Origin of the sequence: Clostridium chrysemydis, from assembly GCF_015234215.1 — a bacterium.
Lineage (GTDB): Bacteria > Bacillota > Clostridia > Clostridiales > Clostridiaceae > Clostridium > Clostridium chrysemydis.
Window position 1 is genome coordinate 1 of the sequence record NZ_JADEKP010000002.1, and the last position, 16,976, is coordinate 16,976.

General features: G+C 29.3%; 15 protein-coding genes. 10 read left to right on the top strand and 5 right to left on the bottom strand.

Annotation, left to right across the window (positions count from 1 at the left end):
- Positions 1-340 precede the first annotated feature (340 nt).
- From INR60_RS07985 to INR60_RS08000, 4 genes are all read left to right on the top strand, one after another.
- Positions 341-559, top strand: coding sequence for a DUF3006 domain-containing protein (locus tag INR60_RS07985; RefSeq protein ID WP_194190989.1), 219 nt, complete (start codon positions 341-343; stop codon positions 557-559).
- Between the two features lie 34 nt (positions 560-593).
- Positions 594-1,148 carry a signal peptidase I gene (gene lepB / locus INR60_RS07990; protein WP_194190990.1) on the top strand — a complete coding sequence of 185 codons (555 nt, stop codon included), beginning with the start codon at positions 594-596 and terminating at the stop codon, positions 1,146-1,148.
- Positions 1,149-1,227: 79 nt separating this feature from the next.
- On the top strand, positions 1,228-3,339 hold the full coding sequence (gene ftsH, locus INR60_RS07995) for an ATP-dependent zinc metalloprotease FtsH (RefSeq protein ID WP_194191385.1): 2,112 nt from the start codon (positions 1,228-1,230) through the stop codon (positions 3,337-3,339).
- Between the two features lie 13 nt (positions 3,340-3,352).
- Entirely contained in the window at positions 3,353-5,455 is a 2,103-nt protein-coding gene (locus INR60_RS08000) for a UvrD-helicase domain-containing protein (RefSeq protein WP_194190991.1), read from the top strand.
- A 75-nt stretch (positions 5,456-5,530) separates the two neighbouring features.
- Here the strand turns inward: INR60_RS08000 and INR60_RS08005 are convergent, their stop codons facing one another.
- Together INR60_RS08005 and INR60_RS08010 are read right to left on the bottom strand one after the other, a co-directional pair.
- Positions 5,531-5,725 (bottom strand): hypothetical protein, encoded by a 195-nt coding sequence (locus INR60_RS08005; RefSeq protein WP_194190992.1) that lies wholly within the window; start codon positions 5,723-5,725, stop codon positions 5,531-5,533.
- Positions 5,726-5,880: 155 nt separating this feature from the next.
- The gene (locus INR60_RS08010; RefSeq protein WP_194190993.1) at positions 5,881-6,966 is read right to left on the bottom strand and encodes a P-loop domain-containing protein; all 1,086 of its coding nucleotides are present in this window, start codon (positions 6,964-6,966) and stop codon (positions 5,881-5,883) included.
- A gap of 244 nt (positions 6,967-7,210) precedes the next feature.
- Between INR60_RS08010 and INR60_RS08015 the strand changes: the two genes are divergently transcribed.
- The 3 genes from INR60_RS08015 to INR60_RS08025 all read left to right on the top strand — a co-directional run bounded on the left by INR60_RS08015 (position 7,211) and on the right by INR60_RS08025 (position 9,546).
- On the top strand, positions 7,211-8,050 hold the full coding sequence (locus INR60_RS08015) for a transporter substrate-binding domain-containing protein (RefSeq protein ID WP_194190994.1): 840 nt from the start codon (positions 7,211-7,213) through the stop codon (positions 8,048-8,050).
- 100 nt (positions 8,051-8,150) lie between these two features.
- A complete protein-coding gene (locus INR60_RS08020) occupies positions 8,151-8,837 on the top strand; it encodes an amino acid ABC transporter permease (protein WP_194190995.1) in 687 nt (228 codons plus the stop codon).
- Complete coding sequence (locus tag INR60_RS08025; RefSeq protein ID WP_194190996.1) at positions 8,824-9,546, top strand: ATP-binding cassette domain-containing protein; 723 nt, start codon at positions 8,824-8,826, stop codon at positions 9,544-9,546. The genes INR60_RS08020 and INR60_RS08025 overlap by 14 nt, the downstream gene beginning before the upstream one ends.
- A gap of 231 nt (positions 9,547-9,777) precedes the next feature.
- On the opposite strand, the gene INR60_RS08030 is transcribed toward INR60_RS08025, so the two are convergent.
- Positions 9,778-10,401, bottom strand: coding sequence for a DUF2628 domain-containing protein (locus INR60_RS08030; RefSeq protein ID WP_194190997.1), 624 nt, complete (start codon positions 10,399-10,401; stop codon positions 9,778-9,780).
- A gap of 100 nt (positions 10,402-10,501) precedes the next feature.
- Entirely contained in the window at positions 10,502-11,680 is a 1,179-nt protein-coding gene (locus INR60_RS08035; protein ID WP_194190998.1) for a cation diffusion facilitator family transporter, read from the bottom strand.
- 157 nt (positions 11,681-11,837) lie between these two features.
- Here INR60_RS08035 and INR60_RS08040 point away from each other — a divergent pair, with 157 nt between their 5' ends.
- Entirely contained in the window at positions 11,838-12,896 is a 1,059-nt protein-coding gene (locus tag INR60_RS08040; protein ID WP_194190999.1) for an N-acetylmuramoyl-L-alanine amidase, read from the top strand.
- 105 nt (positions 12,897-13,001) lie between these two features.
- Positions 13,002-14,300 (top strand): M18 family aminopeptidase, encoded by a 1,299-nt coding sequence (locus tag INR60_RS08045; RefSeq protein ID WP_194191000.1) that lies wholly within the window; start codon positions 13,002-13,004, stop codon positions 14,298-14,300.
- A gap of 342 nt (positions 14,301-14,642) precedes the next feature.
- Here the strand turns inward: INR60_RS08045 and INR60_RS08050 are convergent, their stop codons facing one another.
- Positions 14,643-15,458, bottom strand: coding sequence for an IS1/IS1595 family N-terminal zinc-binding domain-containing protein (locus INR60_RS08050; protein WP_194191001.1), 816 nt, complete (start codon positions 15,456-15,458; stop codon positions 14,643-14,645).
- 249 nt (positions 15,459-15,707) lie between these two features.
- Here INR60_RS08050 and INR60_RS08055 point away from each other — a divergent pair, with 249 nt between their 5' ends.
- Positions 15,708-16,973, top strand: a complete 1,266-nt coding sequence (locus INR60_RS08055) for an L-cysteine desulfidase family protein (protein ID WP_194191002.1) — start codon at positions 15,708-15,710, stop codon at positions 16,971-16,973.
- Positions 16,974-16,976: the final 3 nt, after the last annotated feature.

The window sequence follows — 16,976 nt, forward strand, 5'->3', positions numbered from 1 at the left end:
ATGTACCATAATCTCACCTCGAAAAATTTTTTTATTTTTTTAGATATTTTGATTATGGACATAAAAAATAGTCTCTATTCACGCAAATACTTTAAAATACCAACAAAGAAGCAAAACAATATTGTAGGGTAAATTAAGATTACTATAGAGGTATAGATCTAATAGATAATAAAAAAGCATTAATCATGCTTTTTTATGATAAATTTAAAAATAAAATATAAATAGTGTAACTAAAATAATTAATTTATTAATCTTAAGTGAAAAAATTTTCTAGTTTAGAATTAATGTTGCAATTTGTGATATACTTAAAAAGGAGAATTATAATAATAGGGAGTAGTATATGGAAAAGTTTATTTTAGATAGAATTGAAAATGATCTTTATGTTTTAGAAACAGAAGATGGAAAAACTATAGATGTATCTAAAAACCAAATTAAAACAACTGCTAAAGAAGGAGATGTTTTAATTAAAAAAGGTGACGGGTACTACTTTGATAAAGTTAAAACTAAAGAAAGACAAAATGAAATAGAGCAGCTTATGGAAGGGATGTGGAATGATTGATTAGAATTAATGAAGCATATAAAGGTAGATATTTATGGAATTAGGATCTAGAAGTGAGAGAAATAAAAACAAAGTTAAAAAGAAAAATCCGCTTTTAGATTGGGGTATACCGATAGTATGCGCAGTAATACTTGGACTTTTAATTAAAAAGTTTTTAATATTCCCAGTATATATACCTAGTTCGTCTATGGAACCTACTTTAAATGTAGGAGATAGACTTTTAGTTACTAGAGTTTATAATCCAGATAACCTTAAAACAGGTGATATAGTTGTATTTGACTCTGATGAACTTGGAAAAACTCTTATAAAAAGGCTTATAGGACTTCCAGGCGATAAGATAGAGATAAATGCAGGTAAGGTATATGTAAATGGAAAAGAAATAAACCAAGATTACGTAAAATATCCAAAGGAAAGTTATGCAGAATTTGTAGTTCCAGAAGGAAAATATTTCTTCTTAGGAGATAATAGAGCAAACTCATATGACTCAAGGTATTGGAAAAACCCTTATATAGATGCTGATAAAATTCAAGGAAAAGCTCAAGTTAGGATTTATCCTTTTAGCCAGATTGGGTTTTTAAACCAAAACTAAAATAACTATAGGAAGAGGTGGAAAGATGGCTTCAAACAAAAATAACTTAAAAGATAACTTAAACAATAAGTTTAACAATATGAATAATGGTTCTAAAAGAAACAAAACAGGGATTATTTATTTCATAATTGCAGTAGCTATAATTTTTTCTTTTAATTACTTAAGAAATAACGCGATGAATAAAGAAATAGGCTACAACCAATTTTTAGAGATGCTTCAAAACAAAGAGTTTTCAAAAGTAGTAGTAACTCAAGAAAACTTAATTGCAACTCCAAAGGATACTAGTTCAGAAAAAGGGAAAACTTTATATACAGCGAATTTAGGAGACCCTAATTTAATACAAGAATTAAAAAATTCAAAAATTTATTTTACAGGTCAAAATCCTACTAGATCGCCTATATTAGAATCATTACTTATAAATGGTGTAATGCTTCTAGTAATGTTTTTAATTTGGAGATTATTATTCTCAAAAATGGCAGGAAAAATGGGCGGAGGCGTTATGTCTATGGGCAAAAACAACGCTAAAGTTTATATGGAAGATGAAATAGGAGTAACTTTTAAAGACGTTGCAGGTCAAGAAGAAGCAAAAGAATCTTTAGAAGAGGTTATTGATTACTTAAATAACCCTAGAAAATACTCAGAAATAGGAGCAAAATTACCTAAAGGAGCTCTACTTGTAGGACCTCCAGGAACAGGTAAAACTCTTCTTGCAAAAGCTGTTGCAGGAGAAGCTAAAGTACCATTTTTCTCAATTTCAGGTTCAAGCTTCGTTGAGATGTTTGTTGGTGCTGGTGCTAAGAGAGTTAGGGAATTATTTAAAGATGCTCAAGAAAAAGCACCTTGTATTATCTTTATAGATGAGATCGATGCAGTAGGTAAAAGTAGAGATAGCCAGCTTCAAAGTAACGATGAAAGAGAACAAACTCTAAACCAACTTCTAGCTGAGATGGACGGATTTGACTCTAATAAAGCTATAGTTATTTTAGCTGCTACAAATAGACCAGAGATATTAGATAAAGCACTACTTAGACCAGGTAGATTTGATAGAAGAGTTATAGTAGATAGACCTGACCTTCCAGGAAGAGAAGCTATACTTAAAGTTCACTCAAAAGATGTTAAGCTTGCAGAAGATGTAAACTTAGAAGAAATAGCAAAAAGTACACCAGGTGCTGTAGGGGCTGACCTTGCAAACATAATGAATGAAGGTGCACTTAGAGCTGTAAGAGAAGGAAGAAAAGAAGTTTCTCAAGAAGATTTAAGAGAAGCTGTTGAAGATATAATTGCAGGTAAAGAAAAGAAAGATAGAATACTTTCTAAAAAGGAACAAAATGCAGTTGCTTACCACGAGGTAGGGCACGCACTAGTTGCAGCTTTACTTGATGGAACAGACCCAGTTCACAAAATCACTATAGTTCCTAGAACTATGGGAGCTTTAGGATATACTATGCAATTACCAGAAGAGGAAAAATACTTAGTATCTAAAGAAGAGCTTATGAACCAAATTGCAGTTATGCTTGGAGGAAGAAGTGCAGAAGAAGAGGTATTTAAACAAATGTCTACTGGTGCTTCAAACGATATAGAAAGAGCAACACAAACTGCAAGAAGTATAGTAACTATGTATGGTATGACAGATGAGTTTGATATGATGGCTCTAGAGTCAATCCAAAACAGATATTTAGATGGAAGAGCAGTTAGAAACTGTAGTGAAGAAACTTCAACTAGAGTTGATATGGCAGTACTTGAAATAATAAGAACTTGCCACAAAAAAGCTAGAACTATCTTAAAAGATAATAGAGATCTTTTAGATAAAATAACTTCATACCTTCTAGAAAATGAAACTATTTACGGTGAAGAATTTATGGATATAGTATATGAAAAATATCCTGAATTAAAAGAGAAGGATGAAAAAGTTAAAAAAGAAAGAGAAAAAGCTAGAGAAAGAAAGAAAGCTATCTTAGAAGAAAAGAAAAAAGCCGAAGAAGACTTAAAAGCTAGAATAAAAGCTCAAGAGGAAGAAGAAAAGAAAAAGGCTGAAGAAGAAGCTAAGACAATAGCTAGTACAGAAGAAAAAGAACACGCACTTGAAATCGCGAAGAAAAATTTAGAAGAGCTAGATAGAGAGGGCGACGATAAAGGTTCAGATGAAGACGAACCATTTAAACTAATGGACGACGATTCAAATAAAGGATAAGAAGGAGATTAGAGTGAGTAAAGATTTAGATTTCCTAATGGAAGAAAAGCACTTAAACGAAACATTAAACATATTAAACGAAGAGATATTAAACTATCTTGGAAAAAGAAAATACATTACAGACTATATAGTAGATTATAGAAAAAAGGTTATTGAAGAATATCGAGATGATGAGGATAAGGTGCTTGACTACTTTGACCACGAAGCTTACGTAAAAGAGGAAGCTTTTAAAACTATAGATAGAAAACTAAAGGAATATACTGCTCTTAAAGAATCACCTTATTTCGGTAAAGTAACATTTACTGAAGGAGAAGAAAATATTGCAGAGGAGCTTTATATAGGAAGATTTGGCTTAACTAAAGAACAAAGCTTTGAGCCAGTCATAGTTGACTGGCGTGCTCCTATTGCATCTTTATTTTATAAAGGTAGTTTAGGTGAATCTACTTACAAATCACCTGTTGGGGACATAAATGCAACTATACTTGGAAGAAGACAACTTATAGTTAAAAATGGTTCTTTAAAAGGTATATTTGATTCTGCAATAGATGTTAAAGATGAAATACTTCAAATGGTTTTAACATCAAACTCTGGAGAAAAGCTTAAAGATATAGTTATGACTATACAAGAAGAGCAAGATGAAATAATTAGAGCACCAAAAGATAAGGCGGTTGTAGTTAACGGAGTTGCAGGTTCAGGTAAAACAACTATAGCACTTCATAGAGTTTCATATCTTTTATATAATTACAGAAAACAATTTGGAGATAAGATATTAATCCTTGGACCAAACGATGTATTTATGGATTATATAGCACAAGTTCTACCTTCGCTTGGAGAAGACGGAATAGAAAGTATGACTTTTGAAAGTTTTGCAGCTAAAGAAATAGGTTTAAAAGAAGATTTCACAGAGTTTTCTCACTACATAGAAGAAGCTATGAAAGGTAACGAGGAAGCTTTAGATGAATATAAAGAAAAGAATTCAAAAGAATTCTTAGAAAAGTTAGACGCATCTATAGAAGATATGAGTTTAAATTACTTCAAAATTAAGCCTGTTACTTTCTTTAATGAAGAAATTTTATCAAAAGAAGAAATAGAAGAATTATTTAATAAGCATTACGCTTATATGCCTTTATTTAGAAGAAGTGAAAAGATTAAAAGAATCATAATTTCTAAAATAAAAGATAAGAGAGATGAAGCTGTAAGAATGCTAAATAGCTCTATCTTAAAAAAATTAGAATCACTTCCTAAAGACGAAGTTATATTTGAAAAGAATAATTTAGATTTCCATAGAAGATTAAGAATTAGAGAAATAATAAGAGAAGTTATGAATGCTAGAGAAGAACTTAATAGCTGGATAGATACAGAGAATGTTGTAACTATCTACAAAAGAATAACTGATTCAGAAAAGTTAACCTTTATGGATTTAGCTGGAATACTTTATCTAATGATTAAGCTTCAAGGTAAAAAGACTTCAAAAGAATATAAGCATATAGTAATAGATGAAGCTCAAGATTACAGCTACATTCAATTTAAAGTGTTAAGAGAACTTACAGATTGTAATAGTTACACAATAGTTGGAGATAGCAATCAAAGACTTATAGAAACTAGTGACGTTCCAGCTATGCTTAACTTAAACGAAGTATTTAATGATAAATTATTAAGTTTCTCATTAAATAAAAGTTATAGATCAACTCAACAAATTATGGAATACGCAAGTAACTTCCTAAATGAAGATAGAATAATTCCTTTAGTTAGAAACGGTGAAGCTGTCTTAGAAGAAGAAGTTAAAGGAAAAGAAGAACTTGTAGACACTATAGTTAACTTAATAGAAGATTATGAAGAAGACGGACTTACAAGTATCGCTGTAGTAACTAAAAACAAAAAAGATCTTAAAGAAATTTCACACCTTCTAAAAGGAAAAGTAAAAATACTTACTTTTGATAGAAATGATATTTTATATAAAGGTGGAAAAGTTTTAGTTCCTGCATACTATGCAAAAGGTCTTGAGTTTGATGGAGTTATAATAGTAGAAGATGAATTAGAAACTCCAAACCTAGTTAAATATATTATGTGTACTAGAGCACTTCACAGATTATCAGTAATTAAAAAAGAAGATTAATTTAAAATTAACAGGGTTTTGCACAAAATGTTTAGTGCAAAACCCTGTTTTTATTTTATATAAAACTTTTTAAAATTAGTCACCTAAAATTTGTGATGCAGAAATTATATTTTGTTCTAAATAATCTAAAGGTAAATCATTACTATATATTATAGAATCTTCATCTAAATTTATGTCTATAATAAGTCTTTCAATTCTATTTATCTTAATACCTAAAGAGTCTAGCTTTCCAAGGATTTTTCTATTATAAGACTTTTGATCTTCAATCATATAATTTCTCCTTTATATAATTATAGTGTTATAAATTCAATATTTATTTAAAGTGTATAAAGTTTATTAGATTTACTTTATTAGGATAAGATTAAGAGCGGTTTTAGGGTTATAAAATATGCTACAGTTAAATTATATCTGTAGCATATTTTGCATTATTTATAAGATTCGAATTTTGAAACTATTTTACTATAGTAATCATTAACAAGGTTGAAATCCATATTAGAAACATAGAATTTTTCAAGTTCGTCGTGTATAAGTTTTGCTTTAGTTATTAATGATAAACCTTTATTTAAAAGAATATCTAATTCAATTTTATTAAATTCTATTTCATCATTTAATGATTTTAGCATAGTCTTATCGCAGAAATCTTCCATGTTATAAACAGTACCATCTAAGTCAACCTTAGATAACTCATTTCTACTAAAGACACCAACTCCAAGTTCAGGAATAACTATATGCTCTAATTTAGAAGGGATTAATGGATTATGGAAGTATTCAACATTATAACCATAAGTTTGAGATAATCTTCCTAAATTTCTTAAGACAGTATTTTTATAAAGACCAGGTTCACCTTTTATAATATATTTAGTAGGAACGCTCTCAGCTATATTTTTAGTGTAAGATACAATTCCATTTGGAGTAAAAGCTGTAGCAAATAAATGACGTTCTTTTCCTAAAGAAGATATTTTAGCTATAGGTAAAATCATATTTTTAAGAGACTCTGTAAATTTATCTATAGAATTTTCATCTAAAGTAAGTTCGTTTAGATGTATCCAATCCTCATAAAGATGTTTGCAAGCACCAAAGTAAGTATATGCACGTTTAAAACAATCGCCTATTTCTGACGCGTATCCCATAATTTCTTTCTTATTTTTAGATATAGATTCTGAATCTAATCCGTCAGCTAAGTTAACTACATTATCAACAGCACCAGGATTTATAGGGTCAACTATGTGAGGTGCAGTTCCATCTACTATTGCAACGTTTAAGCCTTTAACAAGAACTCCATCTAAAGATTGATCGTCAGATGAACAATGAAATAATTCAACATCATATCCTTCTGTTAAAAAGTGAAAGCCTACCTTTTTCATTAGAGAAGATTTTCCAGTACCAGGTCCACCTTTTAAACAAACTATTCTATTTGCTTCCTCTTGAGATATTAAATTATCAAATAAATTATAGAAACCTTTTGATGTATTTCCACCTAGGAATAAATCACGTTTTTTAGCATTATTCAAAATATCAACTCCTAACATATTTGGGTTTTTGGATAATACATTATATAAGTAGGCCTATATTTTGGTGATAAAAAGAATGTGAAATAATTGTGTATAAGAGTTGTTAATAGTTTACATATGCATAAAAATAAATAAAAAATAAAAAAATATACAAAATACTTGCATAAAAATATAAATATAGTGTATAATTATGCTAAGTTAAAAATGAATCAATAAGTAATAAATAAGACGGGGGTTTTAAAATATGAAAAAAGGATTATTAAAAAAAATAATGGGAATCGCACTTGTTGGAGTTATGGCTTTTAGTTTAGTAGCTTGTGGAAGTAGTGAAAGTACTGGGAGTAAAGAAGATAAGAATATGCTTCAATCTATAAAAGATAAGGGCGAATTAGTAGTTGGGCTAAGTGCTGATTATGCACCTTACGAATTTCATGCGATGATAGACGGAAAAGACACAGTAGTAGGATTTGATGTTGATTTAGCTAAAGAGATAGCTAAAGACTTAGGGGTTAAGCTTACTATAAAAGAGATGGAATTTAATTCACTTTTAGGGGCACTTCCAGCAGGACAAGTTGATATGATAATTTCAGGGATGAATCCAGACCCTGAGAGAGCAAAGAGAGTAGATTTTTCTGATATTTACTACACAGCTCAGCATGCAGTTCTTGCAAATTCTCAAAATGCAGAGAAATTTAAAACTGTAGATGATTTAAAAGATAAAAAAGTTGGGGCACAACTTGGATCAACTCAAGCTGATATAACAAATGAAGTAATAAAAGCAAAAGATCCTAAATTTTTAGCAGATGTAAATAGTTTAATTTTAGAATTAAAGGGTGGAAAAATCGATGCTCTAGTTACAGAAAAACCAGTTGCAGAGATGGCTGTAAAATCTAGCGATAATTTAAAATCAACTAATATAACTTTTAATGACGAAAGCGGCGGAAATGCTGTAGCAGTTAAAAAGAACGAGCCGGAATTAGTAGCAGAAGTTAATAAAACTATCAAGAAGTTAAAAGATAGTGGAAAACTTGATGAATATATAGTAAGTGCTACTGAATTATCATCAAAACAAATAAAGAAATAAATAGTTTTAATATATAAATTTAAAGATAATTTAAAAGGATAGGGTGTTTTATAACTTTATAAAGCATCCTATGTATTTAAATTGAAAGGGGCTAGGACGTATGGGCTATAAATTTGACTTCTCCTTTTTACCTCAATTCTTTGGGGTATTTGTAGATGGAGCAAAAATGACATTAATAATTTCTCTTATATCAGTCTTTGTAGGAACACTACTTGGTGCTTTATTATACTTTTTAAGAGAATCTAACTTTGGAATTGGAAAATTCAAACCATTAAAAATAATCGCAACTGTTTATATTGAAATAATTAGAGGAACACCTATAATTCTCCAAATATACTTAGCATATACAGGGACAGCATTATTTTTTGGTATAGATATAGGGGTAGTTGAGGCTGCAGTTATTGCAATTTCTTTAAATTCAGCAGCGTATGTAGCTGAAATTATAAGATCTGGTGTAGAAGCTGTTGATAAAGGGCAGATGGAAGCTGCAAGAAGTTTAGGGATGAACAGAGGACAAGCTATGAGACTTGTTATCTTACCACAAGCTGTAAAAAATATTTTACCTGCTGTAGGTAATGAGTTTGTAGCAGTTATAAAAGAATCATCTATAGCTTCAGTAATCGGAGTTGGGGAGCTTATGTTTAAATCAAAGATAGTAACAGGGGCTACATACCTTCAACTTGAACCACTAATAGTTATAGCAGGATTTTATTTTGTAATGACTTTCTCTTTAGGAAGACTTATGGGGTATCTTGAAAGGAGGATGAAAGCTAGTGATATGCGTTAAGAATTTAGAAAAATCATTTGGAAAACATAAAGTATTAAAAGGTATTGATGAAAACATAGAAAAAGGTGAAGTTGTAGTTGTTATAGGACCTTCAGGGTCAGGTAAATCAACATTTTTAAGATGCTTAAACCTTTTAGAAACACCAACTAGTGGGGATATAATTTTTGAGGGACAAAATATCGTAGATAAAAGCGTAAATATAAATAAGATAAGAGAAAAGATGGGAATGGTATTTCAGCAGTTTAATCTTTTTCCACATAAAACAGTATTAGAAAATTTAACGATGGCTCAAATAAAGGTTAAAGGGAACGGGAAAGAAGAATCTATAAAAAAGGCAGAAGAATTATTAGATAGAGTTGGACTTTTAGAAAAGAAAAATGCATATCCAAATTCTTTATCAGGAGGGCAAAAGCAAAGAATAGCTATAGCAAGAGCTCTTGCTATGGACCCAGATGTTATGCTTTTTGATGAACCAACATCTGCACTTGACCCAGAGATGGTTGGGGAAGTATTAAATGTTATGAAATCTTTAGCAAAAGAAGGAATGACTATGATAATAGTTACTCACGAGATGGGCTTTGCAAAAGAAGTTGGAGATAGGATTTTATTTATGGATGAAGGTGTAATAGTTGAGGAAGGGACTCCAGAGGAAGTCTTCGATAATCCTAAAAATGAAAGAACAGAAAGCTTTTTATCTAAAGTTTTATAGAAAATAAAAAGATTGTGAAATTTAAATTTCACAATCTTTTTTGATTTATAGTAAACTATAAAATTAAAGTTATAATAGATTATTTAAGTTAACATTAAAATAAGGTTCTCAAATCAAAAAAGAAAGGCAATTAGATAGCGTGGCAAAGCCACTTTATTTGATGTAGATACTATGCCAACGCCACTTTTCTTTGGTATTCAGTAAAGTGCAAAATTAAAGTTATAATGAATTTTACCAGTTTGCAATTATATTAAGTATCCAAACTATTGCTACAAAGAACATTAAAACTACGCTTACTATAGTTATAGGTAAGTTTTTAGAGCCTTTAGATTCAAGAAGTATATTAATTTCATTTTGTGATAATGAATGATACTTAGCCTTAGTTTTATCTATAGTTTTAATAACATTTTTAATATATAAATTGTTAGAAACAGCACCTAAAGATATACATAGGACTGGATAAATTAAAAAAGTATATTCTTTTAAAAATATGATAGATAAAATAATTGTAGCTATAAATAAAAGTGCATAAACATATAACTTTCTATAGATAAGCCAAAAACAGCTAAAGATACAAGATGAATTATTCCAATATAAAAAGTTATTATCTTTTTCATACAAAGCCCACTTATCTATATAATACTTATCTAGGTTAAGGTAACTTTTAATATTACATTCATCTATAGTGTAGCTATCATCTAATTTTTCAAAATTAGAACTATTAAAATCTAGTTTGTTAGATTCCTCAAATTCGTTTGAATTAAAGAAAGATTTTCTTTTTTCAGAGTTATTACAATATGGATTATTGCAAAATCCATTTGAATTAAGTTCACTTCCACATTCAGAACAATACATAAAACCCTCCTTAAAGATAAAATTTAATCCTCACATTATAATTATAGCAAAAAATGGCAATTCAGCGTAAAGAAAAAAGCCCTAAATTTAGAGCTTTTTTTTAAATGTATTCGTGGTCTATAGTAATTATGCAATTATATAATGGATGAATTTTTTTAACTTCATTTTTGATAGTTGTTTTTAATTCTGATTCTGTCATTACATGTTTTAAAAACTTGGAATTAACTACTATATCAAATATAAGATTCTTTTCATCTCCTTCACCTACTAATCTAAAATCGTGCATTGATTTTATTAGAGGGTTATAATCTACTATCTTTTGAACCTCTTTATAAGCTTCTTTAATTTCATCTGTTGAAAGGCAGATAGGATCCATATGAATTACTAAGTAAATATTTAAAGCTTTAGATATATCACGTTCTGCTTTATCAATTATATTATGAATTTCCATAACATCTATATTACTAGGTATTTCGGCGTGTACAGAAGCCATACATCTACCAGGACCGTAGTTATGAACTACTAAATCATGAAGACCAGTTATATGATCATATGATAAAAGCATTTCTTTAATATCTTTAACTAATTCAGGGTCTGGTGCTTCTCCAAGTAAAGGGTCTATAGTTTCTTTAACTAAAGTTATACCAGAATAAACTATAAATAGTGCAACTAAAATACCTATATAACCATCTATAGGGAATGTAGTAAATTTTGATGCAAGGAATGATATAGCAACACATGAAGAGGTAAATACATCACCTAAAGCATCAGTTGCAGCAGCTTTTAAAGCTGATGAGTTAATTGTAGTTCCTATAAATTTATTAAAACCAGATAACCAAAACTTTAAGAAGATTGAAATTAAAAGTAATATAAATGGTACTATTTGAAATTCTATTACTTCTGGGTTTAAAATCCTCTCAAAAGAAGCTTTAATAAATTGTAATCCTACGATTATAACCATAAAAGATACTACTAAGGCTGATAAGTATTCTATACGTCCGTGACCAAAAGGATGCTTTTCGTCTGCTGGCATATTTGATAATTTAAAGCCTATTATAGTTACTATTGAAGATGCTGCATCGCTTAAGTTATTAAAAGCATCTGCCATTACAGCTATACTTGAAATTAAAACTCCAACAGAAAGCTTTATGGCAAATAAAATTAAATTTATAATAATTCCTATAACTCCGCCAAGCTGACCGTAAGCATTTCTTACGGTTCTATCTTTTATGTTTTCACTATTTTTTACGAATTTATTTACTAAAAAATTTGAAATCATTTATCGAACTCTCCTAATTTTATTTATTATTTCTATTGTATATTAAGGGTAAATATTAATCAAATTAAATGGAAAAATATAACTTATATGGAACTCTGTATGATATAATAAAAATAGCTTACATTTTTAGTTTATATGAGAGGAGAAATTGAGTATTATGAGGATAAATAACATAGAAGTTAATCATAATTTCATAGATATTAATTATACTAAGGGATTTGATATAAAGATAAATTATATTGTTTTACATAGTATATTAGAAGAAGAATTTTACTCAATAGATGATTATGTAAATTATGTATCAAAAAATGATAAAGCTAAAGAGTCAGTTCATTATGTTGTTTCAGATAAAGAAATAATAAATTTACTTAGTGATAATAAAAGAGCCTTACATGTTAAAGGAAGTAGAGTGCGGGAAATTTCTAATTCAACTTCGATAGGGATAAGCTTTATACTTAGAGATTATATGAATCCTTCTGATGTTTTTGATAATATAGTGAAACTAGTTAGAGCTTTAATTAATAAGTATAAAATAGATTTAAAGAATGTTGTTAGGCATAGTGATATTTCAGATTGCACTTGCCCTTTAGAATTAAAAGAAGACTTTATATGGCATAAGTTTAAGCTTAAAATTTCAGGGATTAATAATTTAGATAATCCTGTAGGTAAAGCTAAAATAAATAGTGTTATCTCTAAGATAAAAGTTAAAGAAAGTGGTATAAATGATTCAAATATAGTAGGTTATATAAATAGAGACGAAGAGGTTTATATTTATGAAGAAGGGGAATGCCATTATAAAACTATAGTAGAAAATGGAAGGAAGATGGTATTTGGATTTGTTTCTAAGGATTTTTTAGAATATAAAAATCTATCTTTAGAAGAGCTTTTGGAAGAGGAATTAGAAATTCGAAAGCTTTCTGAATTAGAGGAGCAATTTAACGAAGCTATTGAATTTACAGAATGTAAAGAAAAGTCTATAAAAGCTAAAGAAATAGAAGAAAATATAGTTAATAAAGAAGGTGTAATACACGGCGCTAATATTAACATACAAGTTAGAAAGGGTCCAGATTTAAATGAATTTGTTTTAGCTTACCTTTTAAATGGAACTAAGATTAAAGTAATTGAAGATAGGGATAGTTGGTGCAAGATAGAATATGATGCTATGTTTGATAAAAGATGTGGTTTTATAGAAAAGGAATATATTAAATTTGATTAACTGGCTTTTTTAGTAACTTTTCACTATTTATTAATTTTAATTATTACCTTTAAATGTGGTAAAATATAAGAAAAACATTAGAGAAAATCCTAGGAGGGATAAATTATGGAAAAGAAATTAGCAAATGAACTAGTTGATTTTATATATGCGAGTCCAACTCAATATCACGCAGCTAGTACAGTTAAAGAGATGTTAGATAAAGAAGGATTCGTTGAGTTATTTGAAAAAGATTCATGGAACCTAAAATCAGGTGAAAAATATTACTTAAAGAAAAATGATTCAGCAGTTATAGCTTTTGAAGTTGGAACTGGAAGCGTTATAGAAGATGGGTTTAGACTTATCGGAGCTCACACTGATGCGCCAGGTTTTAGAATTAAACCAAACGCAGAGATGAAAGTTGAAGACAAATATGTAAGATTAAATACTGAGGTTTATGGAGGACCAATTTTAAGCACTTGGTTTGATAGACCTTTAGGTATTGCAGGTAGAGTTTCATTAAGAGGAGAATCACCACTTAAGCCAGAAATAAAATTAGTAAATATAAATAAACCTGTATTAATAATTCCAAATATAGCTATCCATATGAATAGAAGTGTAAATGAAGGTTATGCTTTTAATAAGCAAAAGGATACTTTACCTTTAGTTGGATTTGTTAATGAAGAATTAGAAAAGAAAGGTTATTTAATGAGCCTTTTAGTAGAAGAATTAGGGGTAAATTCAGAAGATATATTAGACTTTGATTTATTCTTATATGAATATAATAAAGGTTGCGTAATGGGAATCAATGAAGAATTAATTTCTACTGGAAGATTAGATGATCAATGGATGGTGTTTGCAGGAATTAAAGCTCTTTTAGATAGTGAAAAGATTAAAGCTACTAAAGTTATGGTTTGCATAGATAATGAGGAAATAGGAAGTTTAACTGCACAAGGAGCTAACTCAAATCTTTTAAGAAGATTTTTAGAAAGAGTTGTAATAGCACTTGGTGGAAATACTGAAGATTTCTTTAGAGCTTTAGCTAACTCAGTTATGATTTCAGCAGATTTAGCTCACGCAGTTCACCCGAACTTACCTGAAAAACATGATCCTACAAACAGACCAAAACTTGGTATGGGACCTGTAATTAAAATTGCAGCTTCAGGAAGTTATTCAACTGATAGTGTTGCTTCAGCAATATTTATGGAAGTTTGCAAAAGAGCAGAAGTTCCAGTTCAAAAGTTTGTTAATAGATCAGACGTTAAAGGGGGAACTACTATAGGACCAATGTCAGCAGCGGATTTAGGAATTCCAGTTGTTGATATGGGAGCTCCTCTTTTAGGAATGCACTCAGTAAGAGAGTTAGCTTCAGTAAAAGATAACTTCTATACAGTTAAGGCATTTACTGAATTCTATAACATTAAATAAGTAAACTTAAGGCGTATTAAAAATTTAATACGCCTTTTTTTATTTGAAAAAAGTACAAAGGTGAAATTATTATTTTTAGTAGTAATATTCTAATTATGTGGTAATAAATGGGAATAGTAACCTAAGTAATAAAGAAAAAAATAAAAATTAAAAAAACTATAACATTGTTACGAGATATTATTGGTACAAGGGATTTTCGCTATATAGGGTTAAATTTTTGATGTTTTGGACAAGTAAAAATTATTAAGACATGCTCTAGAAAATAAATGAAGATAGACAAGTAGATTAATTAAGTACAAGATATTAAAATAGAGTTATATCAGGGCTAATTTATAACAAAAATTAAATAACTTTTACACAAAAAATAGAGCTTATTAAATTAGATAAAATAGTATGTTTTTCATAGGATCCTTCGTAAATATAAACAAACCAATTTAAATAAACTTGCAAATATTTTGTTGCAACGCTTCTAAATTTTCTAAGCCATCTTCTTAAATTCAATATAAAATTAGAACAATTACTAAGCAAAATTTCACTTTCTTCTTTGGAGATTTCGACTTCTTTCTTTTTATGAAGAGAATAGTTTAATCTTTTTGATACAAGGTAAGAGAATCTATCTTTTCCTGGTAAAAAGTAAGTATTAAATATAGGATTAAACTCATTTAATAAATTAGCTATAGATTCTTTTGTAGGGCTCATAGAATCAAAGGATATCTTAGCTAGAGAGTAATTATTTTTGTTAATAGTTGTAGCTACAAAGATATTTTTTCTTCTAGAAATAGTGCAAACAGGAGGTACCTTTTGCCCCTTAAAGTTTTCTAAAAATTTAGTATGTCTCATAGCTGTAACTATATGAGTTCTTCTAGAATCAGTATAAGTTTCTATATGCTTAAGTATTTTATGTCTCCATCTAAAAGAAGTCTCTATACAAATATTTAGTCTATCTGAGCAATCTCTTATAGTAGCACCAGATAGCATAAGGCGAGTGTATTTATCCCAAAGTTCTACACTCTTTCTAGTGTTATGCCAGATGAGTCCAGTTCCTTCATTAAAAGTCTTAAGACAATCCTTACATTGATACCTTTGGACGCATCTATATTTACCGTATTTAATAAAGTGTTTTGAATTGCAATGGGGACAAGTAGATGTATGTACCATAATTTCACCTCGAAAAATTCTGTAATTTTTAGTTATTTTGATTATGGACATAAAAAAGTGCCTTTATTCAGGTAAATAGATTAAAATACCAACAAAGAAGCAAAACAATGTTGTAGTGGAGTAGAATATATTATAATTTTTATATGAAGGTGCATAAAGTATCTATTTATTCAAATAACTTCTAAATGTTATAATATATAGGGGCTGTAAAAGAGTAGTAAAAATTATTCATTACAGGAGGAGACGTTTATGAGAAGAGAATTTATTGAGGTATTAAATAAGGAATTAGTTCCAGCAGAAGGGTGTACAGAACCAATAGCAGTAGCATTAGCTGTAGCAAAAAGTCTTGAAATACTTGAAGGAAAGCTAGAATCTATAGAAATTTCATTAAGCACAAATGTTATAAAAAATGCACTAGGGGTTGGAATACCAGGTACAGGTAAAGTAGGAATCAATATAGCTGTTGCACTTGGAGCAATAATAAGAGATAGTAAAAGGGAGTTAGAAATTTTATCAGGGTTTAGCAGCGATGATTTAGAAAATGCAAATGAGATATTAAATAAGTCAATTATAAAAATTAAACAAAAAAATACCGAAGAAAAGCTATATATAGAAGTTTGTTCTAAGACTAATAAAGAAATGTCTAAAGTTATAGTTATAGGGGATCATACAAACTTTGTTCTAATTGAGAAAAATGGAGAAATACTACTTAAAAAAGAAGAAAAAATAGGTAAAGAATCTAAAGAAGAGGTTGAGCTTTCTTTAGAAGACATATATAATTTTTCAAGGGAAGTTCCTTTTGAAGATATAAAATTTCTACTTAAAAGTGTAGAAATGAACAGAAAAGTATCTGATGAAGGACTAAATGGCAAGTATGGGTTACAAGTCGGAAGTAAGATGATACAAAAAGAAAAGCATAATCTTTTTACAAATAATATAGCTGAAAGAATTATAGCAGTTACAGCCGCTGCATCAGATGCAAGAATGGATGGATGTACAATGCCTATAATGACAACAGCAGGCTCAGGAAACCAAGGAATAGTTTGTTCAATGCCGGTAGCAGAAGTTTGTGAAATTTTAGGAAAATCTGATGAAGAAAAAGCAAGAGCATTAGCTATATCAAATCTTGTAACTATACATATAAAAAAATATATGGGAAGATTATCACCTCTTTGTGGAGCTGGAATTGCAGGGTCAACTGGAGCTTCATGCGGGATAACATATCTTTTAGGTGGAGATTTAAAAAATATACGATTTGCAGTTAATAATATGATTTCAGATGTTGCTGGAATGATTTGTGACGGTGCAAAGAGTACGTGTGCTTTAAAGATTGCAACAGGCGTTAATGCTGCGCTACAATGTGCAAATCTAGCTATGAATGGAATTACACCTAGTTCAAAAGACGGTATAATAAATGATGATGTTGAAAAAACAATAAAAAGTATAGAAAAGTTAGTTAAAGATGGACTAACAAATGCAGATAATACTATATTAGATATTATGTTATCTAAGTAGAGT